General features: G+C 47.3%; 15 protein-coding genes and 1 pseudogene. 5 read left to right on the top strand and 11 right to left on the bottom strand.

The annotated features are described in order from the left end of the window. Positions 1–15 precede the first annotated feature (15 nt). The 6 genes and pseudogenes from FFM78_RS07495 to FFM78_RS07470 all read right to left on the bottom strand — a co-directional run. On the bottom strand, positions 16–786 hold the full coding sequence (locus FFM78_RS07495; protein WP_223877031.1) for a tyrosine-protein phosphatase: 771 nt from the start codon (positions 784–786) through the stop codon (positions 16–18). Next, complete coding sequence (locus tag FFM78_RS07490) at positions 783–1526, bottom strand: CpsD/CapB family tyrosine-protein kinase (protein WP_137637829.1); 744 nt, start codon at positions 1524–1526, stop codon at positions 783–785. The genes FFM78_RS07495 and FFM78_RS07490 overlap by 4 nt, the downstream gene beginning before the upstream one ends. Further along, positions 1526–2338, bottom strand: coding sequence for a YveK family protein (locus FFM78_RS07485; RefSeq protein ID WP_137637828.1), 813 nt, complete (start codon positions 2336–2338; stop codon positions 1526–1528). Before FFM78_RS07485 ends, FFM78_RS07490 begins: the two co-directional genes overlap by 1 nt. Positions 2339–2737: 399 nt before the next feature. Further along, positions 2738–3868, bottom strand: coding sequence for a serine hydrolase domain-containing protein (locus FFM78_RS07480; protein WP_137637827.1), 1131 nt, complete (start codon positions 3866–3868; stop codon positions 2738–2740). 419 nt (positions 3869–4287) lie between these two features. Beyond that, entirely contained in the window at positions 4288–6630 is a 2343-nt protein-coding gene (locus tag FFM78_RS07475) for an ABC transporter permease (protein WP_223877030.1), read from the bottom strand. Next, positions 6630–7244 (bottom strand): annotated as a pseudogene (locus FFM78_RS07470) (ABC transporter ATP-binding protein); the annotation flags it as partial. The gene FFM78_RS07475 and the pseudogene FFM78_RS07470, both read right to left, overlap by 1 nt. An 854-nt stretch (positions 7245–8098) precedes the next feature. On the opposite strand from FFM78_RS07470, the gene FFM78_RS07465 reads away from it, so the two are divergent. Further along, entirely contained in the window at positions 8099–8488 is a 390-nt protein-coding gene (locus FFM78_RS07465) for a hypothetical protein (RefSeq protein ID WP_137637826.1), read from the top strand. Here FFM78_RS07465 and FFM78_RS07460 read toward each other — a convergent pair. The 5 genes from FFM78_RS07460 to FFM78_RS07440 form a co-directional block, all read right to left on the bottom strand. Further along, a complete protein-coding gene (locus tag FFM78_RS07460; protein WP_137637825.1) occupies positions 8485–8859 on the bottom strand; it encodes a hypothetical protein in 375 nt (124 codons plus the stop codon). The two genes, FFM78_RS07465 and FFM78_RS07460, sit on opposite strands and share 4 nt — an antisense overlap. A gap of 18 nt (positions 8860–8877) precedes the next feature. Beyond that, positions 8878–9447 (bottom strand): hypothetical protein, encoded by a 570-nt coding sequence (locus tag FFM78_RS07455; protein WP_137637824.1) that lies wholly within the window; start codon positions 9445–9447, stop codon positions 8878–8880. Positions 9448–9491: 44 nt separating this feature from the next. Continuing rightward, positions 9492–10256 (bottom strand): YibE/F family protein, encoded by a 765-nt coding sequence (locus FFM78_RS07450; RefSeq protein WP_137637823.1) that lies wholly within the window; start codon positions 10254–10256, stop codon positions 9492–9494. Continuing rightward, a complete protein-coding gene (locus FFM78_RS07445; protein ID WP_137637851.1) occupies positions 10253–11353 on the bottom strand; it encodes a YibE/F family protein in 1101 nt (366 codons plus the stop codon). Before FFM78_RS07445 ends, FFM78_RS07450 begins: the two co-directional genes overlap by 4 nt. Before the next feature lie 273 nt (positions 11354–11626). Further along, entirely contained in the window at positions 11627–12154 is a 528-nt protein-coding gene (locus FFM78_RS07440; RefSeq protein WP_137637822.1) for a GNAT family N-acetyltransferase, read from the bottom strand. Between the two features lie 260 nt (positions 12155–12414). Here FFM78_RS07440 and FFM78_RS07435 point away from each other — a divergent pair, with 260 nt between their 5' ends. From FFM78_RS07435 to pgmB, 4 genes are all read left to right on the top strand, one after another. Further along, entirely contained in the window at positions 12415–13107 is a 693-nt protein-coding gene (locus FFM78_RS07435) for a hypothetical protein (RefSeq protein WP_137637821.1), read from the top strand. A 74-nt stretch (positions 13108–13181) separates the two neighbouring features. Next, entirely contained in the window at positions 13182–15488 is a 2307-nt protein-coding gene (locus FFM78_RS07430; RefSeq protein ID WP_137637820.1) for a glycoside hydrolase family 65 protein, read from the top strand. 224 nt (positions 15489–15712) lie between these two features. Further along, a complete protein-coding gene (locus FFM78_RS07425) occupies positions 15713–18457 on the top strand; it encodes a glycoside hydrolase family 65 protein (protein WP_137637850.1) in 2745 nt (914 codons plus the stop codon). 60 nt (positions 18458–18517) lie between these two features. Then, on the top strand, positions 18518–19189 hold the full coding sequence (gene pgmB, locus FFM78_RS07420) for a beta-phosphoglucomutase (protein WP_137637819.1): 672 nt from the start codon (positions 18518–18520) through the stop codon (positions 19187–19189). Positions 19190–19223: the final 34 nt, after the last annotated feature.

The raw sequence follows: 19223 nt of genomic DNA, 5'->3' as shown, positions 1-19223 counted from the left end.
AAATCCTCCCAACTATTACCTAAATAACCAAAACTTCTTTTTTTCTTTAACATGGTGGTACTCACTCGGCTCTAAGTCGTCGCCATTAATGATCTTTTTAGCGTTATCCTGCATCCAAGTGACCATTTCCGTCCCATTATGCTTTTCCAGCTTAGCGAACGCCTTCTGCATGCGGAAATTTCTGCCTCTCAGGTTATGCGCGTCAGAGGCGAAAACAAAGCCTAAGCCGGCATCAATGATTCGCTGCGTAAAGTCTTCGACCTCGGAACCAAAAACGCCTAAGTAGCTGCTAGCGGTAATTTGCGTTAAACAACCGCTAGCTACAAAATCATAGAGCAACTCGTGCTTCTTTTGAATACCATGATTCCGCTCTGGATGAACAATTACTGGTGTAATTCCTGCCGCTTGCAGTTCAAAAATCATCTGGTTCGTATACTCTGGCACTTCACCGTGGGGAAGCTCCAACATCAAGTAGCGATTAGTTTCATCAGCGAACAATACGTCATCATTTTTAATGGCTTGCATTAAGTCACCATTGATATGTGCTTCTTGCCCTGGGAAGACAACTAAATCGATTTTAGCTTCATCCAGCGCTGCTTGAAATTCTGCAGTCCGCTGAATCACGTCCGCCTTATGATTGGTATATTTGCCGTCCATGTGGTGTGGCGTCACCAAAACATGACTAATACCGTTATCCACAGCCACTCGGGCCATCGCTAAAGCATCAGCCATGGTAGGCGCCCCATCATCACATCCTGGTAAGATATGACAATGTAGATCGATCATTTCTTATCGTCTGTTCCGTAATAGCCACCATAGTAGCCACCATAGTAACCGCCAGAAGCTGTATCTGTCACGCGGTTAAGTACGGCACCGATCAGGTTAGCGTTCACCTTTTTGAGTAAATCGCGCGCCCGTAAAACAGCCCCTTTAAGAGCGATACCTTGGGGAACCACCAAGATCACGCCGTCAACCTTACTTGCTAGAATTTGTGCATCGGTGACCTTATTAACTGGTGGCACGTCCAGAATAATAATATCAAATTTTTCTTTTAAGACTTTCAGTAATTGATCCATTTTTGAGGAGTTAAGTAATTCAGACGGATTCGGTGGCACCGGACCGCTTGGTAAAACGTACAAATTCGGCACTTCAGTCTCATGAATACTTTCACTTAAATTCGCCTGTTTTGCCGTTAAAATCGTGGTTAATCCTTGACTATTAGAAACGCTAAAAGTACGCGCAACCGTTGGCCGGCGTAGATCACTATCGATCAACAGGACTTTATTCCCTTGATCCGCCCAAGTTACGGCTACGTTAGAACTAATCGTTGACTTACCTTCTGAAGGACCAGCGGACGTAAAGAGCAGCGTTTTCAGTTGCCGATCAGCAGAAGAGAACTGAACGTTAGTCCGAATCGTTCGAAACTGTTCGGCAATCGATGAGGTTGGCTTGGTTACGGTGATCAACCCGACCCCATTTTTCATACTGCTCGAATCCAACTGCTTTTTCTTTTTAAATAAAGCCATTAGTTCACCCTCCGTCGTAATTCTGCACTACGCGGCGGCAACTCATCGGTTGTTTCCGCAACCCGCGTATGATGTTCGTGTTGACCATGTTGCTGCCCAGCAAAGGCCCGCTTCTTAATGTCTTCAGCGGGAATTTCTGAAACGATCCCTAAGCTGGTCAAGCCAGCTTCAGCTAAGAAGGCTTCATCTTTGACCGTCTTATCCAAGGCTTCATTCAAGAAAGCCAAGCCAATTCCGGCTAATAAACCAAGCACGAAACCGATGGCAATATTCAATGGCAACCGCGGTGAAACTGGTGATTCATTGACTGTTGCCTTAGAAACCACCGAAACGTTATTAACACTCATGATCGACTTGATCTTGTCGCGGAAAGTCCGTGCCGTGATGTTAGCGATTTTAGCTGCTTCTTGGGGATCGGTCGTTTTAACGTTGACAGAGAATACCTGTGAATTCTGTTGGCTACTGATCGAAATTTCATTAGTTAATTTACTAACCGTTTGCCCATTACCCACATCCTTAGCGACATCCTTTAAGATCGTTGGACTAGTGATGATATCCTTATAAGTATTAATCATTTGCACATCAGCCTGGGTTTGTTGTAAAGCCGCCGTTTGTTCACTTGCATCTAATTTACGATTAACCAATAATTGGGTTGTTGATTGATACTTGGGGGTCATCACGAAGAACGTTACGACGAACGCCAATAACGTTACGATGATCGTTGATCCGATAATGATCTTTAAATGTTTGCGCAACGTCAACAGAATATCTTCAATACTCAGGGTTGCCTCTGAATGGCTCGTTTCGTTCATTTAAAAAGCTCCTCCTATTACACACTCTTAAGGTGAATCCATTAGTTAAATCTACTAATAAATTTTAGATGTTACAGTTGGTGACCATCCCTGTGGCTAAAAAGTCCCACAAGAAATATGACCAGATCATACATAGATGACGGGATAATTTATGCAGAGCATAAATTTGAATTTTTGATTTGTTTCGGCTACCTACCGAACAAGTTTCTTTTTGTTTTATATTTTCTAATAAGCACTATCATTGATTAAACTTATTGTTTAATTCACTGTCATTATAGTTTGTTTACATAACAGTTTCATGACAAACACGTGACAAAACGAATATTAATCGTTAAACGCCATACTATGTCGTATAACTTTTGGACAATCATTCGTAAATAGTGCCTTTTGTGCGATTAATTAGTCGTTTTTTTGCACCAGTTTCAAAATGGCTTTCGCCGTATCACTTAAGCTGCCATCTTTTTGATAATTGCTTAGTAATACGACACCAGTTTTACCATCCTCAGTAAAGGCTAGCGCATTGTGGTAACCAGCAAAGTCAGCCCGACTGACCAGCCGATTGCCATCAACGGCCAACCGCCCAGTATAGGCAGTCCCCGCTTTGGCGATGGCCCCTTGATGCATGTACTTTTCACCGACAAAACTACTACTGGTGATGTAATGAGTCAACTGTGCCATATCGCTAGCTGTGGTATAGAGCTGTTTTGAGCCTAACTGATCATTCATCGTTTGGAAAAGCGTGTCTTGCGTGACCGCTGAAGCACTGTCACTAGCCTTATCATAAGTGAATGATGGGGCTAACTTAGATTGTACCGCGGCGCTGGTGACAAAGCCTGTATGTTTGACCCCAGCTGGTTGCAAAAGCGTGTCCTTAATGAATTTCTGGTAGGATACGCCAGAGGCTTGCGCAATGATGCCAGAAAGTAACGCATAATTGACTGTCTGGAAGTTATACTGACCTGTTGTGGTCACAGTGGCGTTTGCTAGATTCCATGCGATCACGTCTTTATTTAACTCACTGGCCGGTAAAACATCCAACGTCAAGCCAGAAGTCATTTCCAAAAGGCTGCCTACCGTGACACTAGCATCGGCATTATCTAATAGGTAATATTTACTTACCGGTGTGGTCAGATCCAACTTGCCATCTTTGACTAACTGCATCACGGCCGCCGCCGTCAGCGTATTTTGTAGCGCCCCGATCTGGTACTTCGTTGTCGCTGTTTTGGTGTTCTTTTGTGGATCTTGTCCGTATGGCTGTTGATAGACCAGCTTGCCATCCTGAATGACCGCTACATTACCGACGAACTGGAGCTGTTTCAATTGCGCTTTCAGCTTTGTTTCATCAATGGTAGAACTTGCAGTCTTATCCGTTGTTGCCACTGGCGTTGTTTTCTCCGTCTTATCAGTCAACTTGTGAAAATAAACGTGAGCTAGACTGTTTTTTTGATAAATTGCTGCCACAGCCCCACCACCGACGATTATCAACAAAACCAGTAAGACTGCCACGATTCGTCCTGCTTTATGTCTCATGCGTACCTCCACCATCACTGCAATCTTCATAAAAAAATCATAAAAATATGCATTATCTATTACACTATAACATAATGGTATATACCCAACAACTTGAATTCAACCCTTGTCAGAAAGTTGTAACAATTGATGTCAACAAAAATAATCAAGTTTTTAGGATTTATTTTCACTTCTATATAATAGCAATATTCTTTACCGAACATCGTCATTTATTCGTATCAGCTATATATCAACCAATTCTTATTAGATAATTCATTAAGTTATAATATCAACTTAAAAATATTAAAACTAACTAAATAAAAAAGCATTTGTTTTTTATCAAAATATAGTGGCATTAATTTATGTGTATTGAATACAATTCTTCAATCAAAAACAGCTGATGGCATATTCGCCATCAGCTGATCTCAAAATTTCTTCACTTATTCCTTCGCCGCCAACGCGCTGATCATATCCACTCGCTTCAGCCGGAAATGAGTCACCACCATCACGATCACCGTGAAGACAATAGTCATGACTGCCGCAATGATGTAGCCTTGCCAGCCAATAGTCAGTGGAAAGATCACCGTACTAGTAGCCGCTTGGCGTAAAATAAACGCCGTCAGTAAGTTGCCGAGCCCGTAGCCGACCACGATACCAAAGATCGTCAGCACCACATTTTCCCGCACGATATAGTTAGTGACTTCGTTGTCGAAAAAGCCGAGAACTTTGATCGTTGATAGCTCACGAATCCGCTCGGAAACGTTGATGTTGGTCAAATTGTATAACACAACGAACGACAACAAGCCGGACAAGAAAATGAAGATCCACACGATTGGATTTAATTTAGCGGCTTGTTGCTCAATGGCGCGCTTTTGCTTAGAAATAAACTCGGTGTGCACGACTTTATCACTGGCCAATAGTTTTTGCGCATAAGCGTTCTCCTGGGCGGCCGTTTGCTTGTGCGTTTTAACCAAGCGGGTGTTGACCTGATAGCGACCGCTAAACAGACGATTCAGTGTGGCTTTGCTCATATAGGCAAAGTGGCCGGCATAATTGGCGGTGATGCCACGAACTTTGACCCGCGCGGTCTGGTTATCCGAGTTGGTCACCGTCACCGTGTCGCCAGTTTGCACGTTCAACAGCTTAGCTAGTTTATTGCTCAACACTAGCCCGTTTTGCGGCAATTTGGTCGTCAAGCTGACGTAGTGTTTAAATGCTTGCGGCTGATCAGTGGCGTCTAAGCTGACTTCGCCGACTTTTTCTTGACTGGTGCTAACGCTGATCACATCAGTGTACAACCCTAGTGAGCGTTGGTAGCGCGGATTTTGCGCTAATGTGGTGGTGACATTTTTTGGGTTATCATTTAGGCTGACCACCGCTTGGTAGTGCATGATCTGCTGGAACTGATTGATCCCCGACTGACTGATCGAGTCGCGAATACCGAAGCCGGTCAGGATCAAGGCCGTGCCGCCGGCGATACCGATGATTGCCATCCACATTCGCGCCTTAAAACGGAATAGATTGCGATAGCTGACTTTTTGATTAAAACTCAACCGCCGCCAGATAAAGCCGATCCGCTCTAACAGGATCCGTTTGCCGGCTTTCGGTGCTTTTGGTAGCATCAATGCCGCCGGTTTTTCGCGTAACTCTCTGGTCAGCACGATTGATACTGCACCCAGGGTGACGAAAAAGCTGAATAGCGCCGCTAGCCAAATGGCGTTAACGGGATAATCCAGCACCACTGCCGTGTAAACGTACTGGGTCATCGCTTTGAACACGATCAACGGCAGTGTATTGACGCCAATCACCACACCCAGCACGGTTCCCAACAGTGCTGCAGCGATACCATATAATAGGTAGTTACGCGCAATTTCCCATTTGGTATAGCCTAATGCTTTCAGTGTGCCGATCTGGCCGCGGTCCTCTTCGATCATCCGTGTCATCGTGGTAAAGGTGATCAAGCCGGCGATCAAGAAGAAGAATAACGGAAAAACATTGGCGATGGCAGCGATCCGCGTCGTCATATCGCCATAACCTTGAAAACCAGGATTGCCCGCCCGTTTGGTGTAGGTATACGTCGGTCGCTCAATCGCAGTCGCCTGTTGCCGCGCTGCAGTCAATTTAGCTTGGGCTGGTGCCAATTGTTTTGTCGCCGCCGTTGCGCCGATAGCTTGAGTCAGCTGGGCTTTTTGCTGGTCAAGTTGCTGTTGTTGCTGCTTGATCTGTGCTAATGCTTGTTGCTGTAAATTAGTTTGACGTGCTGTTGCCCGGCCGCGCAAGGCTTTTTTAACGGCAGCTAGTTTGCGCTGGGCCTGCTTTTTGTAGGTGCTGCTGAAACTGCTGTGATTTTGTAACTGCGGGAAGTGCACTGATAAAGCAGTGTAGACGCTGGCCTTGAAATTAGTGGCCGGTAAATAGGCAAAGTAAGCGACACTACCGTCGCCAATATTGGCCGCGCCACGTTCTTCGTCGTCGACAAAGAGCGGCGAAGTCACAAAACCGACGACGCGATAAGTCTGCGTTTTTAAGTTATTATTTTTAACGCGGTAAGTGTCGCCTAGTTGGTAGCCTTTGCTTTTAGCTAACTGATCCAAAACGATCTCGTCACTGCGCTGCGGTAAATGGCCACTTTTCAACTTCAATTGGTTTTGCGTATCGCTTTTGCGGTAAGCAAATAATTGCACCACATCGCTACGTTTTTGGTCCAAAATATAGACTGACTTTTCCGGCTGCACCTGAGCACCGCTGACTTTTTTGACGCGCTGCACATCTGCTCGGGTCAAGCGAGCGGTGCGATCGCCGCATTATGGGTAATGATGATCACCGTTTTACCGCGCTTGCGACAAACATCCTGCAGCAGCTGCAACACTTGTTTACCGGTGGTGTAATCCAACGCGCCGGTCGGTTCATCGGCTAGCAATAGCTTAGGGTTTTTCGCCAACGCCCGCGCGATCGCCACCCGCTGCTGTTCACCACCGGATAATTGTGCCGGAAAATTTTCTAGACGCGCACCTAAGCCAACCTCACGCAATGTTTCCGCTGGGTCTAACGCATCTGGCGCCACCGCACTCGCCAACTCCACATTTTCCAGCGCCGTTAAATTAGGGATCAAATTATAGAACTGAAAAACAAAGCCCACATCAGTCCGTCGATAAGCCGTCAATTGTTTTTCCGTAAACTGGGCAATATCGACGCCATCAATGTTGATCGCTCCTTCCGTCGGTGTATCCATCCCACCTAAGATATTCAATACCGTTGATTTTCCCGCACCACTGGGTCCTAAAATAATCGTCAGTTCACCTTGTTGAATGTCAAAAGTCAGATCATGATTAGCCACGATCTCGGTCTCGCCCATCTGATACCGTTTGGATTCGTGCTTCACTTCGATATACGCCATAATTGCCTCCGTAATTTAGATATTATCGTTATTATATGGGTGTCAAATTGCGAATGCAATCGATAATGGCACGAGTTAAGTGCGTTTTTGCCACCAAATTATTTCAAATCCGTTTCAGGTACCACGTGTCGCAAGCCGCATGAGCAGGCTTGGCCAATAGCATATCCATTAACGCGTACTCGTACTTTTTTAGCTAATCGGCTGAAATCGGTATTCTGACCATAATGTTGATCCAACTGATTAAATTTGCATTGTTCCATATGAAACATAAATTCATCACGTGTTTAAAATCCTAGCTACCCCTTTCTAGTGAATTTTGATACAGTTAAGATGGCTTTAATTCAATTAAGTAAGCAAGAATTTGAACCACGCTATTTCATTCAAAAACAAGCAACAACGAAACGACACTGAAGGCAGTGTCATTTTTTCGGCACACAAAAACCCGCCATAACAATAGTCATGACGGGCTAAAAAGGAGTAAGGGTGCGTTTATGATTGGGAGGTCATAAACGCTTTTCTTTTACTTTGGAGGAGTAAAATGAAAAAATGTTAGTTTCAAGCTCACACTTAAAACTGTTAGGGTTGTTAGGTTGTTTGGGAATATCAATAAGGTGGGTTCCTTATTGATATGTATCTATAATAATCAATAAATGTGAAGAAAGTATGAATTTTTGCTTGCTAAAGGCTTAAGAATCATTAAAGAAAATTCAGTGGCACGCCATTGCTGAATTCGCGGTATTTGTGGTTGCCAGATGCGGCAAAATTTGCAATAATGTAAGCAATTACATTATTGCTAGTGCGGCGATTTCACGAAAAAGCACCGCACTAAATTTAGACGAAGGGGGCACAGCTTAATGAATCCTATTATTCAAACTTATTTGCTGGAAAGTCACATCACTTTAACGGATATCGCTCGAAGCGGTCACCTTGAGCTTGCCACCGTCGAACAGTTGTGCCGCCAACCGCTGAATCAACTGCCGATCTATTTACTGAAAGCTTTGGCCACCACGCTGGAGCAATCACCGACCCAAATTCTTGAGGATCTCCTCAAGCTTGAGCTACAACATACAGTGCTGCTGCGAACGGATCTCGATCACCTCACGATCATGGGCATTCCCTTTCCTGACCAAGAGCATTATCGCCGCGGCCGTGACATGTTGCTGGCCTATATTCGCGCCGGCTTCTCGCCTTCGATCCGCGATGTTAAAACGGTGCGCAGTGCGCTGCAGCGTCAGGAAACTTAGCGCATCATTTTGCGCATCGTCGGTTGCCGTTTATGGCCTTTGACCCGGCGATTTTTGATGTGAACATGTTGTTTCGGATCCACGATCTTGAAATGGCGCATTTCTCCGAAGAACGGTTTGCCCGCGGCTTTGATCTGTACCCAACCGGCCAGCGCCGCCGCCATTGCTTGGGCCGTTTTGGCGCGCTCGGGCTGACCATTTTGCTGGGCCTCATTGACCACACTGACCGTTAAATAAGTCATTAACTTTTGATTGTAGCGCAACAACTCATCGGTTAACGGTGCATCCTTGTATTGATTAAATAATTTTTCCACGTAACGCATGGCATCCTTGGTGTCCTGCGGTTGATAATAACGTCCCTGTTTGACCATTTTGCTCTCCCCTTTTAATTATTCAGTTAGCGCCTTACCAGCCGCTGAATCGCGAGTCACGATCTCACCACTACTCAGCACCAATAGGTCTAATTCAGCCGGCGTTTTATGATCAGCCTGCTGGCCTTGAACCGCAAAATAAGGCTGGCCATTTTTTTCGCCGGTGGTGCCAGCTTGCCAGGTAATCTTGCCGGTACTATCTTGTTCACCACGCTGTTGCTTGACCCAAGTCACGGCTGCCGCCGGTGATGTGATCTGCTTTTGACTGACGGATTCTGCCGCTTCACTAACGGATGCTGCTTGGCTATCAATTTTAGCGCTGGCCGAAGATGACTGCCGATCTAACTTAGCTTGTGCTTGCGACTCGGTGACTTCCTTGGATTCAGATTCGGCGATCGACTGCGCTTCCATTTGACTGCGCACCTTGTCCAGTGAGCTTTCCCGCGCATCGAGCACGCTGGCTTTACGGTTCAAGCGCGCTGAAGATGACGCTAAGGTCGCTTTTTCTTTGCGTAGTTCGTCTTGACCACACGCACTGAGCACGCCGGTCAACAACACTAGTGAAAGCCCGAAAAACCATCGTGACATCGTGTTTCCCCCTTATTTCGTTTGATTACGTCTAGAATAGCATATTAACGCGGCTTTTTGCGCATCATTTGCAGACGCTTGGTCATGACCCACGTCGTCATCGGTACAGTCAAGATCACACTGATCAGCGAAAAAAGCACTAAAATCAATTCGGCATCGAGCACCTTATTATTCAGCAATTCGCCCCAAGAATAATTCAGATCCGCAAACCAAATGAATAACCCCAAAAAACCACCGAAAAAGCCAAAAAATAATGTGTTAAAGGTGGTCCCAATAATTTGTTGGCCGACGTGCATCCCGGCCTTAAATAGCGCGTGCGTATCAATGCTCGGGTGTTGCTGGATCAATTCGCTTAACCCAGCGGCAATCGCCATAGCTGCTTCCGCGATCGCCCCTAAGGTACTTAAAACGGCGGTGGCAATGGAGACCTTCACGAAATTGATCCCCACCAACAGCGACATGCCTTCCAATTCATCACTATCTTCCATGCCGAAACCTTGCACGGCGGCCCAGTGTTCAACCGGCACGATCAGTACTAACAAGATCAGCAGTACTAACACAGCCGCAAAAAACGCAGTTTGGGTGGTCATCAGATCGTCTTGGCCCACGAAGATCGTCAGCGCCAACATCAGGATCCCTAAAATCAATGTCACCATGATCGGTGAGAAATGGACGGACACTAAAATAATGGCTAAAAATAAGCAGCCAAAGTTAAGCCACAGACTTAAAAAGGCTAAGGCTCCTTTGTGACCGCCAACCAGCACCATCACCGCCAGCAGTACTAAACTTAACGCCATGATCGTACTCATTTAACCGCACCTGCCTTCGTCACCAATAACCGACTGGCCAAGAAGCTGACCACTGGAATCGCTAAGACGATCCCGATGCCGCTGATCAAACTTTGCGCCATGCCTAAGGACATAGTCATCGAGAAGGTATAGCCCCAGCTGTTCCCATTTTTCAGTAGCAATAAGGCGATGGGAAAAGTTTCTGCAATAAAGATCAGCAGGAGCACATTGATCAGGGGGCCCATGATCGCGGTGCCGACTTGGCGGCCCGCTTGAAATAATTCCAGCGCGCTGATCGCTGGTTTGTCGCTTTTTAACTCAAATAAGGTGGCGACGATATCCGTTGATTCATCCATTACGGCCCCTAGCGAACCTAAAAGCGTAGCCGCCATGAACAAAGGCTGCGGTGCGACTTGGGTCACATAGGCCATGGTTTCGTAATAGATGCCGTTGTGATGTGTCAGCGCCAAAACCAGCGCGCTGAGACCCATGGAAAGCACGGTACCACTGACGGTGGCCGCAAACGTGATCACCATCTGCTTAGTCGGCCCTAAAATCAGCCACAGTGTTAATAGCGCAAACAGCAAGGCCAGGCCGCCGAAAAGATACAAAAAGCCTACGCTGCGCAGCGCTAGATCCAGCTCGATCGCCAGGAAAAATAGAATCAGATTCAAGGCCACACTCAATAAGGCCATCAAGCCGGCCCGGTGCAGCAGCAACACTAACAAACAGACCGCCAGCCACAATAAGGCTACCAGTACGGTATCGCGTTTCAGCCCTTTGATCAGAATTGTTTTATGGCTGCGACTAATAAAGAGTTGATCGCCGACACGATAGCGCTGATCAAAGGCGCCGGAAGCCGAATAACTATTTTTCACTTGCAGCGTTTGGCCGCGATGTTTGCCGTTAAGCACCCGCCCCGTTAAATATTGCGTGTACTGGCGATCGCGATTATTGAACTCATCCTTGGTTTTGGTGACCGTCGTTACCTTGCTGGCGGTTACCTGCAATATCGGTTGGCGGTACAGCGGTGCCGCGTAACGGGTACCGCCTACCAGCAACAAGCCACCCACTAACAAAAGCGCCACCCGCCACCAACGCCGAAAAAACTGCCCCATCATATCATCTCTTATCTTGAATTGTGCTACTAAATTAACCACTAACTCGTTCTGCTCTGGCCGCCGAAAAAACTAACCGGCGATTAGGCGAAAAACGATCTTGCTGGATATATCTTAGCATAATCAGGTTACGATTAAATTAAGTTCCGGCCCGCAAATGAAAAAGCCAGCAACTGGGATCGTTGCTGACTAGTGGCATAAAATTAAATTGCGTTTCCATTTAAAGTTTAAGGTGTGGCCGTACCGTAACAGCACGCAACCTGTTGCCCCCGTTTAAGCGTTCAGCGTTAATTGGTAAGCGTACCGTGGTTCTTTAGGTTCGTGCATGTAAATAATGCCGCGATAGTCAAAGCCATTTTGCTTGATCACGTGTTGCATCCCTAAATTTTCTGGGTGGGTGTCGATGCGCACATCGTTATAGCCTAATTGTAACGAAACCGTCAATAAATTAGTGATCAAGGTTTCCGACAAATGTTGACCCCGATAACCGGCGGCAACGGCGATCCGGTGAATCGACGTGTAAGTCGCGGCTGGGTCGCCACGCCAACTGCCTTGTTCGATCACTTTGTAATTTTCATCAATTCCGTGCAGTAACGTTGCGGTCGCAACGATCACGTCATAGCGCACCAAAACATAGTTATCCCCAGCGGCGACATCAGCGCTTAGATCACTTTGTTCTGGATAGCCGTGTTGCCATTGATCAACGTTTTGCTGCTTTAAATATGCTTTCGCCTCATTTATAATCTTCATAATAACTGGTAGATCAGTTGTCTTCGCTTGGCGCAAATAAGTAGTTGTCATATTGTCTATCCCCTATTCAAATTGTTCGTTTAACACTGACCCAACAGGGGGAATCAGCGCTAAGCGTAGCGTGCTTAAACCACACGTTAACGCAAAATCGGTTGGCAACATTAAACTTCAGCAGCAGTCAATTGCGGTTGCGCAAAACTGCTGCCGCAAACAGCGTTTAAGTTTAGAGATCACTAACTAATTTTCTGCATTCAGTTATTATCAACATTTCTTACTTAAATTTCAAGCAAATTTGCTTACATTTTTAACAATTGCTGCCCCAACTGGAACGCCGCGTCCGCTGTCCTTGGCACGCTTACTACCCAGCGCAAAAAGCGGGCCGGCAGACGCCGATCGCTGGCGGCCACTTTCCCTTGATCATAACCCTTAATTTGCCGGCTGCCAGTGGTGCCCTTTTGGCCGCGGCTGGCAACATCGTCTGTCAGTTGCAGTTCCCGCCGCAGACCGCAACGACCCCAACCGATTATCCCCACTGGCTAGCGGCGCGGCCCCAGCTAATTGCCGCCAATAAGCAAGCCAGCAAGCAGACTTTATTGGTTTTAGAACAGTTATTATCCCCACGCCAAGTCAATAGCGCCACCTTACAGGCCCATATTCTAGCGCACCAAATCGGGATTTGCGGTAGTGGCCTTGGTGGTAGCGTTGCGCTAGAATTACTGCGGCGTTCCCATTTAGTCACCGCCGCCAGCGGTGCCACTAATTTTCTGGCTAGCCAGAAATGGGCCGTCGCTTGCCAGCAACCGCAATTATTGGTCCAAACTGCTGCCAATCCTGGGTTAACGCCTATTTTCAAGCGCGCTAGAAAACGCGCTTATCTTTATACTGCACCGCACTTGCTCACTGCCACAGCCTACGCGCAGCTAAGTGCCGCCTTCTTCGCGGCCAGCTTTGCCCAGCAAAGCTTTCAGCCCCCAATGACCCAAAATTGGCTGAGTAAATCGTGAGCATCCCCCCGGAACCCCGTGTTAGAATGAAGCCGTAAGCGACCATGCTCGCGGAGTAGAAAGGGAGGAATTCTATGGCAGCTGATGAACAATACCAAATTCATTTACAACAACTTAAACATAAAGCACCTGGTTTTGTCGAAACGATCTACGCACTAGGCAATGGTCATCTCGGCGTGCGCGCCAGCAATCCATTACAAGGTAATTCGCCGGCTTATCCTGGTAATCCCGGCCTGTACGTCAACGGTTTTTATGACCTGAGCCCGATCACCTATGGCGAAAGTTATTTCGGTTACGCCCGCAATAACCAGACCATTTGTGAACTACCAGATCCGCGTTACCTGATCTTCAGCGTTGACGGCGTACGTTCCGACGAAACCCCCTACCAAATTGAAATGGTGGACAAAACATGGGACATGGCTAGTGGCTTGTTACTGGAAACTTTCCACGTCACCACGCCGACGGCTAAGAAATTCGCCTTGACCATGGAATCCTTTGCCTCGCAGGCAGAACGGCATATCTACGTGGTGCGCTACGATGTGCGCGCGCTGAATTTTAGTGGGCCCTTAACGCTGATCAAACGCCACGCCTACGTCAATCAGCAGATCCCGCGGGACAACGCTGACGTGCGGCGCGCCCAGCGCGGCAACCAGCTGACCCAAACTTACCTGCATACTGCAGTCCCAACAATGCAGCTAGCCACCCAAAAAAGCCAATTAGGCTTGTTGGTGACCATGGAATATTTAGGTAGCGATCCTCGGGTACAGCTCAACGCCGACGCCGATGTGCCTAATTATGAGATCGCCCTTGACTTAACGCCTGAACGCAGCGCCCAATTTACCTTTGGTTATTCGGTAGGCGAGATCCACAATTTATTGGCTTTCAAATTAAACCAAGCCCGCTACCTGGAAAAAGATCTTGCGCGCCTAAATGATGAAAGCTTCACCTCATTATTTGAAGCTTCCGCAGCACGGACAAAACAATTCTGGCAGGATAGCGACGTCTTGATCGAAGGCGATCCGATTTTACAAAAAGGGATCCGTTTCAATTTATACCATCTTTACCAAGCGGCCGGCCGCGATCATCGCACTGATATTCCGGCTAAAGGCTTGACTGGCAGCGGTTATGAAGGGCATTATTTCTGGGACACAGAAATGTACATGTTGCCTTTCTTCATTTATACGCAACCGCAAATTGCCAAGGCCTTACTTGGCTACCGTTACGCCACACTGCCAGCGGCTGGGCAGCGCGCTCGCGAAATGGCGATCAAGTCTGGCGTCCTCTTTCCGTGGCGCACGATCAATGGTGAAGAAGCCAGCGCTTATTTTCCAGCCGGCACGGCTCAGGTTCACATCAACGCCGACATTGCCTACGCCACCGACCAATATATTCGCGCCACTGGTGATACGGATTTCCTGCAAAATGCAGGCTTCGAATTGATTTTAGAAACCGCCCGCTTTTGGATCGCGTACGGTAATTACGCGAAACATGGGCCGCAAGCCGGGCACTTCGTCATCAATCGGGTAACTGGCCCCGATGAGTACACCGCGCTGATCGACAACAATTATTACACCAACCGGATGGCGCAGCAGAACCTGCGCTTAGCGGTTAAATATGCCGCTGAACTGCGCAAGCTCGCCCCTGAAAAATTGACTAGCTTAGCGGTTACTGAAGAAGAGCTCGGTGCCTTCAAACAAGCTGCAGCTAAAATGTATCTGCCTTACGACCAGAAGCAACAACTTAAATTACAGGACGACAACGCCTTAAATCGACCGCGTTTTGACATTAAAAATGAACCGGCGACGAATTTTCCGTTGTTACTTCATTACCACCCGCTAGTCCTTTATCGCTATCAGGTCAACAAGCAGGCCGATACTTTAATGAGTGACTTTCTTTTTCCGGTGGACCAAGATGAAGCACAATTACGGCGCGACTACAATTATTACGAAGGCATCACCACCCATGATTCTTCGCTGTCGCGGGCAATTTTCAGTATTTTGGCTAATCGGATCCACGAGCCAGCTAAGGCTCAAGCCTATTTTCTAGACACCGCCTTAACGGATCTAACCGATCTTCAAGGTAACTCCGAAGATGGGATCCACGCCGCCAACATGGGTGGTAGCTGGTTATCGCTGGTCTACGGCTTTGCCGGCATGCATTACGGTAACGCTGGCCTGACCTTTGTTCCCCAGCTACCCACAGGTTGGTTGCGTTTGGCTTTCAAAATCAAATACCGCGGTCGGCAAATTCAGATCGACATCCACCAAAATAACGCCACGTTTACTTTATTAAGCGGCGAACCGTTTACGGTCTACTGCGGCCAAGCGCCTTGTGCCTTGAGTCAACAAATGCCCGTTACGGTTAAATTGAATAATGCCTAAAAGTTGCTAAATCAAGATTTTCGCTCTAAGATTATTAGTAGCGGGTGTTCGTTCTATCACATGATAACCTTATTCATATGGTCACCGCGGACACCCTTTTTGTGTCGTGTTGCGGTGTTTTAATACCCGCACAGATTTTTTCAGTTGTTTAATTTAAACTACATTTAAGATTTAGCGTCAATGCGCTTGGCTTTAATTATTTTTGGGGAAAGGCAGTGGATATTGTGAAAGTTATTTCATTACGCGTCACTGATGATGCAATCGTGCTGGCCTATGAGCGGGCCAACCACCAGCGGCAGCAAAGTGTGATCGCTTATGATCCGCAACAAAGTATCGGTGATAATTTAGAAAAAATTCGCGAACGGTTGGTCGGCATTAATTTTGATGTGGCGGTGATCGAAAATCCGCTAGCTTATGAATTTTCGGACACGATCGTCGGAATCAATCATCAACGGATCGATATCGGCTTGGCGTTGACTAATATGCTCAACGTACCGGCCGTCAGTCAGCAAACGGTCCAAACTCTGGGTTTGGCCGAAGCGGCGGCCCGCAAACAAACTTATAATCAGTGGCATTTAGACTATTATGGTGAATACACCGGTAAGCGCAATTACGGCCAGGAATCAATGTTAACGCTGGGCAACGGCTTTTTCGGCCTACGCGGTAGCTACGTGGAAGCCAAAGCCGACGCTGACAACTACCCGGGAACGTACATCGCTGGTTTTTACAATCAATTGACCACGAAGATCAACAAGCGTGACGTGGTCAACGAAGACCTGGTCAACGTGCCTAACGCGCAGTATTTGACCTTTGGTATCGACCACCAAACACCATTTACGATCAAGGCAGAGAATATTCAGGATATTTATCGCAGTCTTGACCTGCAAACCGGGGAGCTACGCACCACCATGTTGGTGCAGTTAGCCACTGGCCACGCCTTAAAAGTCGTGACCACTAAAGTCGCTGATATGCACAATTGGCATCAATACGCCATTCGCTACCAATTAACACCACTTAACTTTTCCGGAAGCTTACAAATTTATTCTGAGATCGACGGCAGCGTCACCAACAGCAACGTCGAGCGCTACCGTAATTTCAATTCACGGCATTTTGACGTGACGGAAATGAGTACCGCTGGTGCCGAAGCTTATCTGGCCGGCGAAACTAAAACCTCGCACATCAAGTTCGTCATCGGTAGTAAATTAGTCAGTTGTAATGATGTTCCGACTAAACTGACCACCCACAACCAAACCAATGTGATCCGCCAAGAAGTTAATTTAGCGGTGACGCAAAATCAATCTTATACTTTTGAAAAAAATGTGGCGCTGTTCACCAGCTTGGAAACCAGCACTGATCTAATGACCGCCACTATTGCGGAATTACATCAAGCTAGCTTTAGTGCCAGCGAACAGCATAGCGACAGCTTTTGGCAGGAGACTTGGCACAACGCCGACATTCAGATCGACGGCGATCTGACTAGTCAAAAACTGACGCGGGTCAACATTTTCCATACCTTCGTTTCCGCTACGCAGGTCGCTAATCAGCATTTAGACGCTTCCGTTGGTGCCCGCGGGCTACACGGCGAAGCTTACCGCGGTCATGTTTTCTGGGACGAAATGTTCATCATCCCCTTCTACACCTTGCACTACCCGAAGTTGGCGCGACAACTATTGATGTACCGCTATCACCGGTTAGATGCAGCTAAGCAATACGCCGCCAGTGAAGGCTATCAAGGCGCCATGTTCCCGTGGCAATCCGGTAAAGACGGCGATGAACAATCACAATTTGTGCACCTTAATCCGCTGACCCAGCAATGGGATCCAGATAACAGCCGGCTCCAGCGCCACGTTTCCTTGGCGATTGCCTACAACGTTTGGGTCTACTACCATTTGGCCAACGACCGCGATTTCATGCAGCGCTACGGCATCCAAATGTTACTGGATATCGCCCGCTTCTGGATCAGCAAAGCCGAATACAACGCGACCACCAAGCGCTATGACATTAAAAAAGTCATGGGGCCCGATGAATTCCACGAAGGCTACCCCAATAGCGACGAAGAAGGCTTGACCAACAATGCTTACACCAACATCATGGTCAGCTGGCTTTTTGAAACCATCGCCTACTTGCGCGGCAATGTAGTGTTGGAAGCCACCTTCACCAAAGCGCTGCAACAAGCAGGGATCAATACCGCGTTGTACAAAAAAATGGCGGATATTGGTCACCATTTAACTTTAGATGTAGACGCTGCCGGCGTGATCGGCCAATTTCAAGGTTACTTCAAGTTGCCAACGCTGAACTTCGAAAATTATCGTAAAAAATATGGCGATATTTCGCGGCTAGATCGTATTTTGAAGGCTGAAGGCCACACTCCAGACGCCTATCAAGTCGCCAAACAAGCCGACGCGCTAATGGCCTTTTACAACTTCGACTTTAGCCACGTTAACCAGATCCTTAAGCAAATGGGCTACGATCTACCAAACGAATTTTTGACCCGCAATATTGAATATTATTTGGATCGTACGACCCACGGCTCCACGCTATCGCGGATCGTCTACGCTGTATTGACCTTGGTCGACGGTAATATGGATCAATCCTGGCATCTATTTTCACAAGCGCTACTGTCAGATTATTACGATATCCAAGGTGGCACCACCGCCGAAGGGATCCACCTCGGCGTGATGGCGGCCACCCTAATGTTGGAGACCCGCAACTACGCTGGGGTCGACGAGTTAACGGATACGATCACCATTGCACCGCATTTACCAACTCATTGGCACCGGATCGCTTTCCGGCAATATTTCCGGGGCACGCAGTACCACTTCCAGATCACGCAAAAGGCGATCACCGTTACCGCCGATCACAGTGCGACGATCAAAGTTGGCGCGCAAGAATTAGTGCTGAAAGCCAATAAACCGCTGACCGTCGATTACCACGGCCAGCCCCTAACTGCAATTGCCCAAGCAAAATAGCCAGCATTAGAAAAAAATGACCGATAAAAAATTGCTAAATATGCCCTAGGAGGAACGCACATGGTAAAATTTACAGATATTAAAGGCTTCGTCTTCGATCTAGATGGCGTCATCACCGACACATCCCGCTACCACGCCCAAGCTTGGGGTCAACTGGCCACTAAATTAGGTGTGGATTACCCGAATCTTGGCGACGCAGTTAAAGGTATCAGCCGAATGGATGCGCTGGAAATGATCTTACAAAAAGGCGGCTTGGAAAATAATTACACCGCAACTGAAAAGGAAGCGCTGGCCACCGAAAAAAATACCAATTACGTCCAATTGATCCAGAATATGAGCGCTAAGGATATTTTACCGGGTATGGCCGCCTTTTTAGCTGATCTCAAACGTGAAGGTTACGGGATCGCCCTAGCTTCCGCTTCCAAAAACGCCCCGACGATCTTAGCCAAGATCGGCTTACAAGATTACTTCACTAAAACCGTTGATCCAGCTACGTTGCAACACGGCAAACCCGACCCAGAGATCTTTATCAAAGGCGCGCAACTACTCGACTTAATGCCGGCACAATGTATCGGCTTAGAAGACGCTGCCGCGGGAATCGCGGGGATCAACGCTGCTGGTGAAACTTCAGTCGGCATAGGCGATCCACAGTTGCTTCACGCCGCCGCGATCAACTTTACCGACACCAGCCAAGTGACTTTGGCCAATATTCAACAAGCAATGAACGGATAGAAATAGAGAGTGTAACATAAGGCGCCCAGCTTTT

It is taken from the genome of Loigolactobacillus binensis, from assembly GCF_005405165.1.
Taxonomy (GTDB): Bacteria; Bacillota; Bacilli; order Lactobacillales; family Lactobacillaceae; genus Loigolactobacillus; species Loigolactobacillus binensis.
This window is presented reverse-complemented; position numbering and strand designations above follow the sequence as displayed.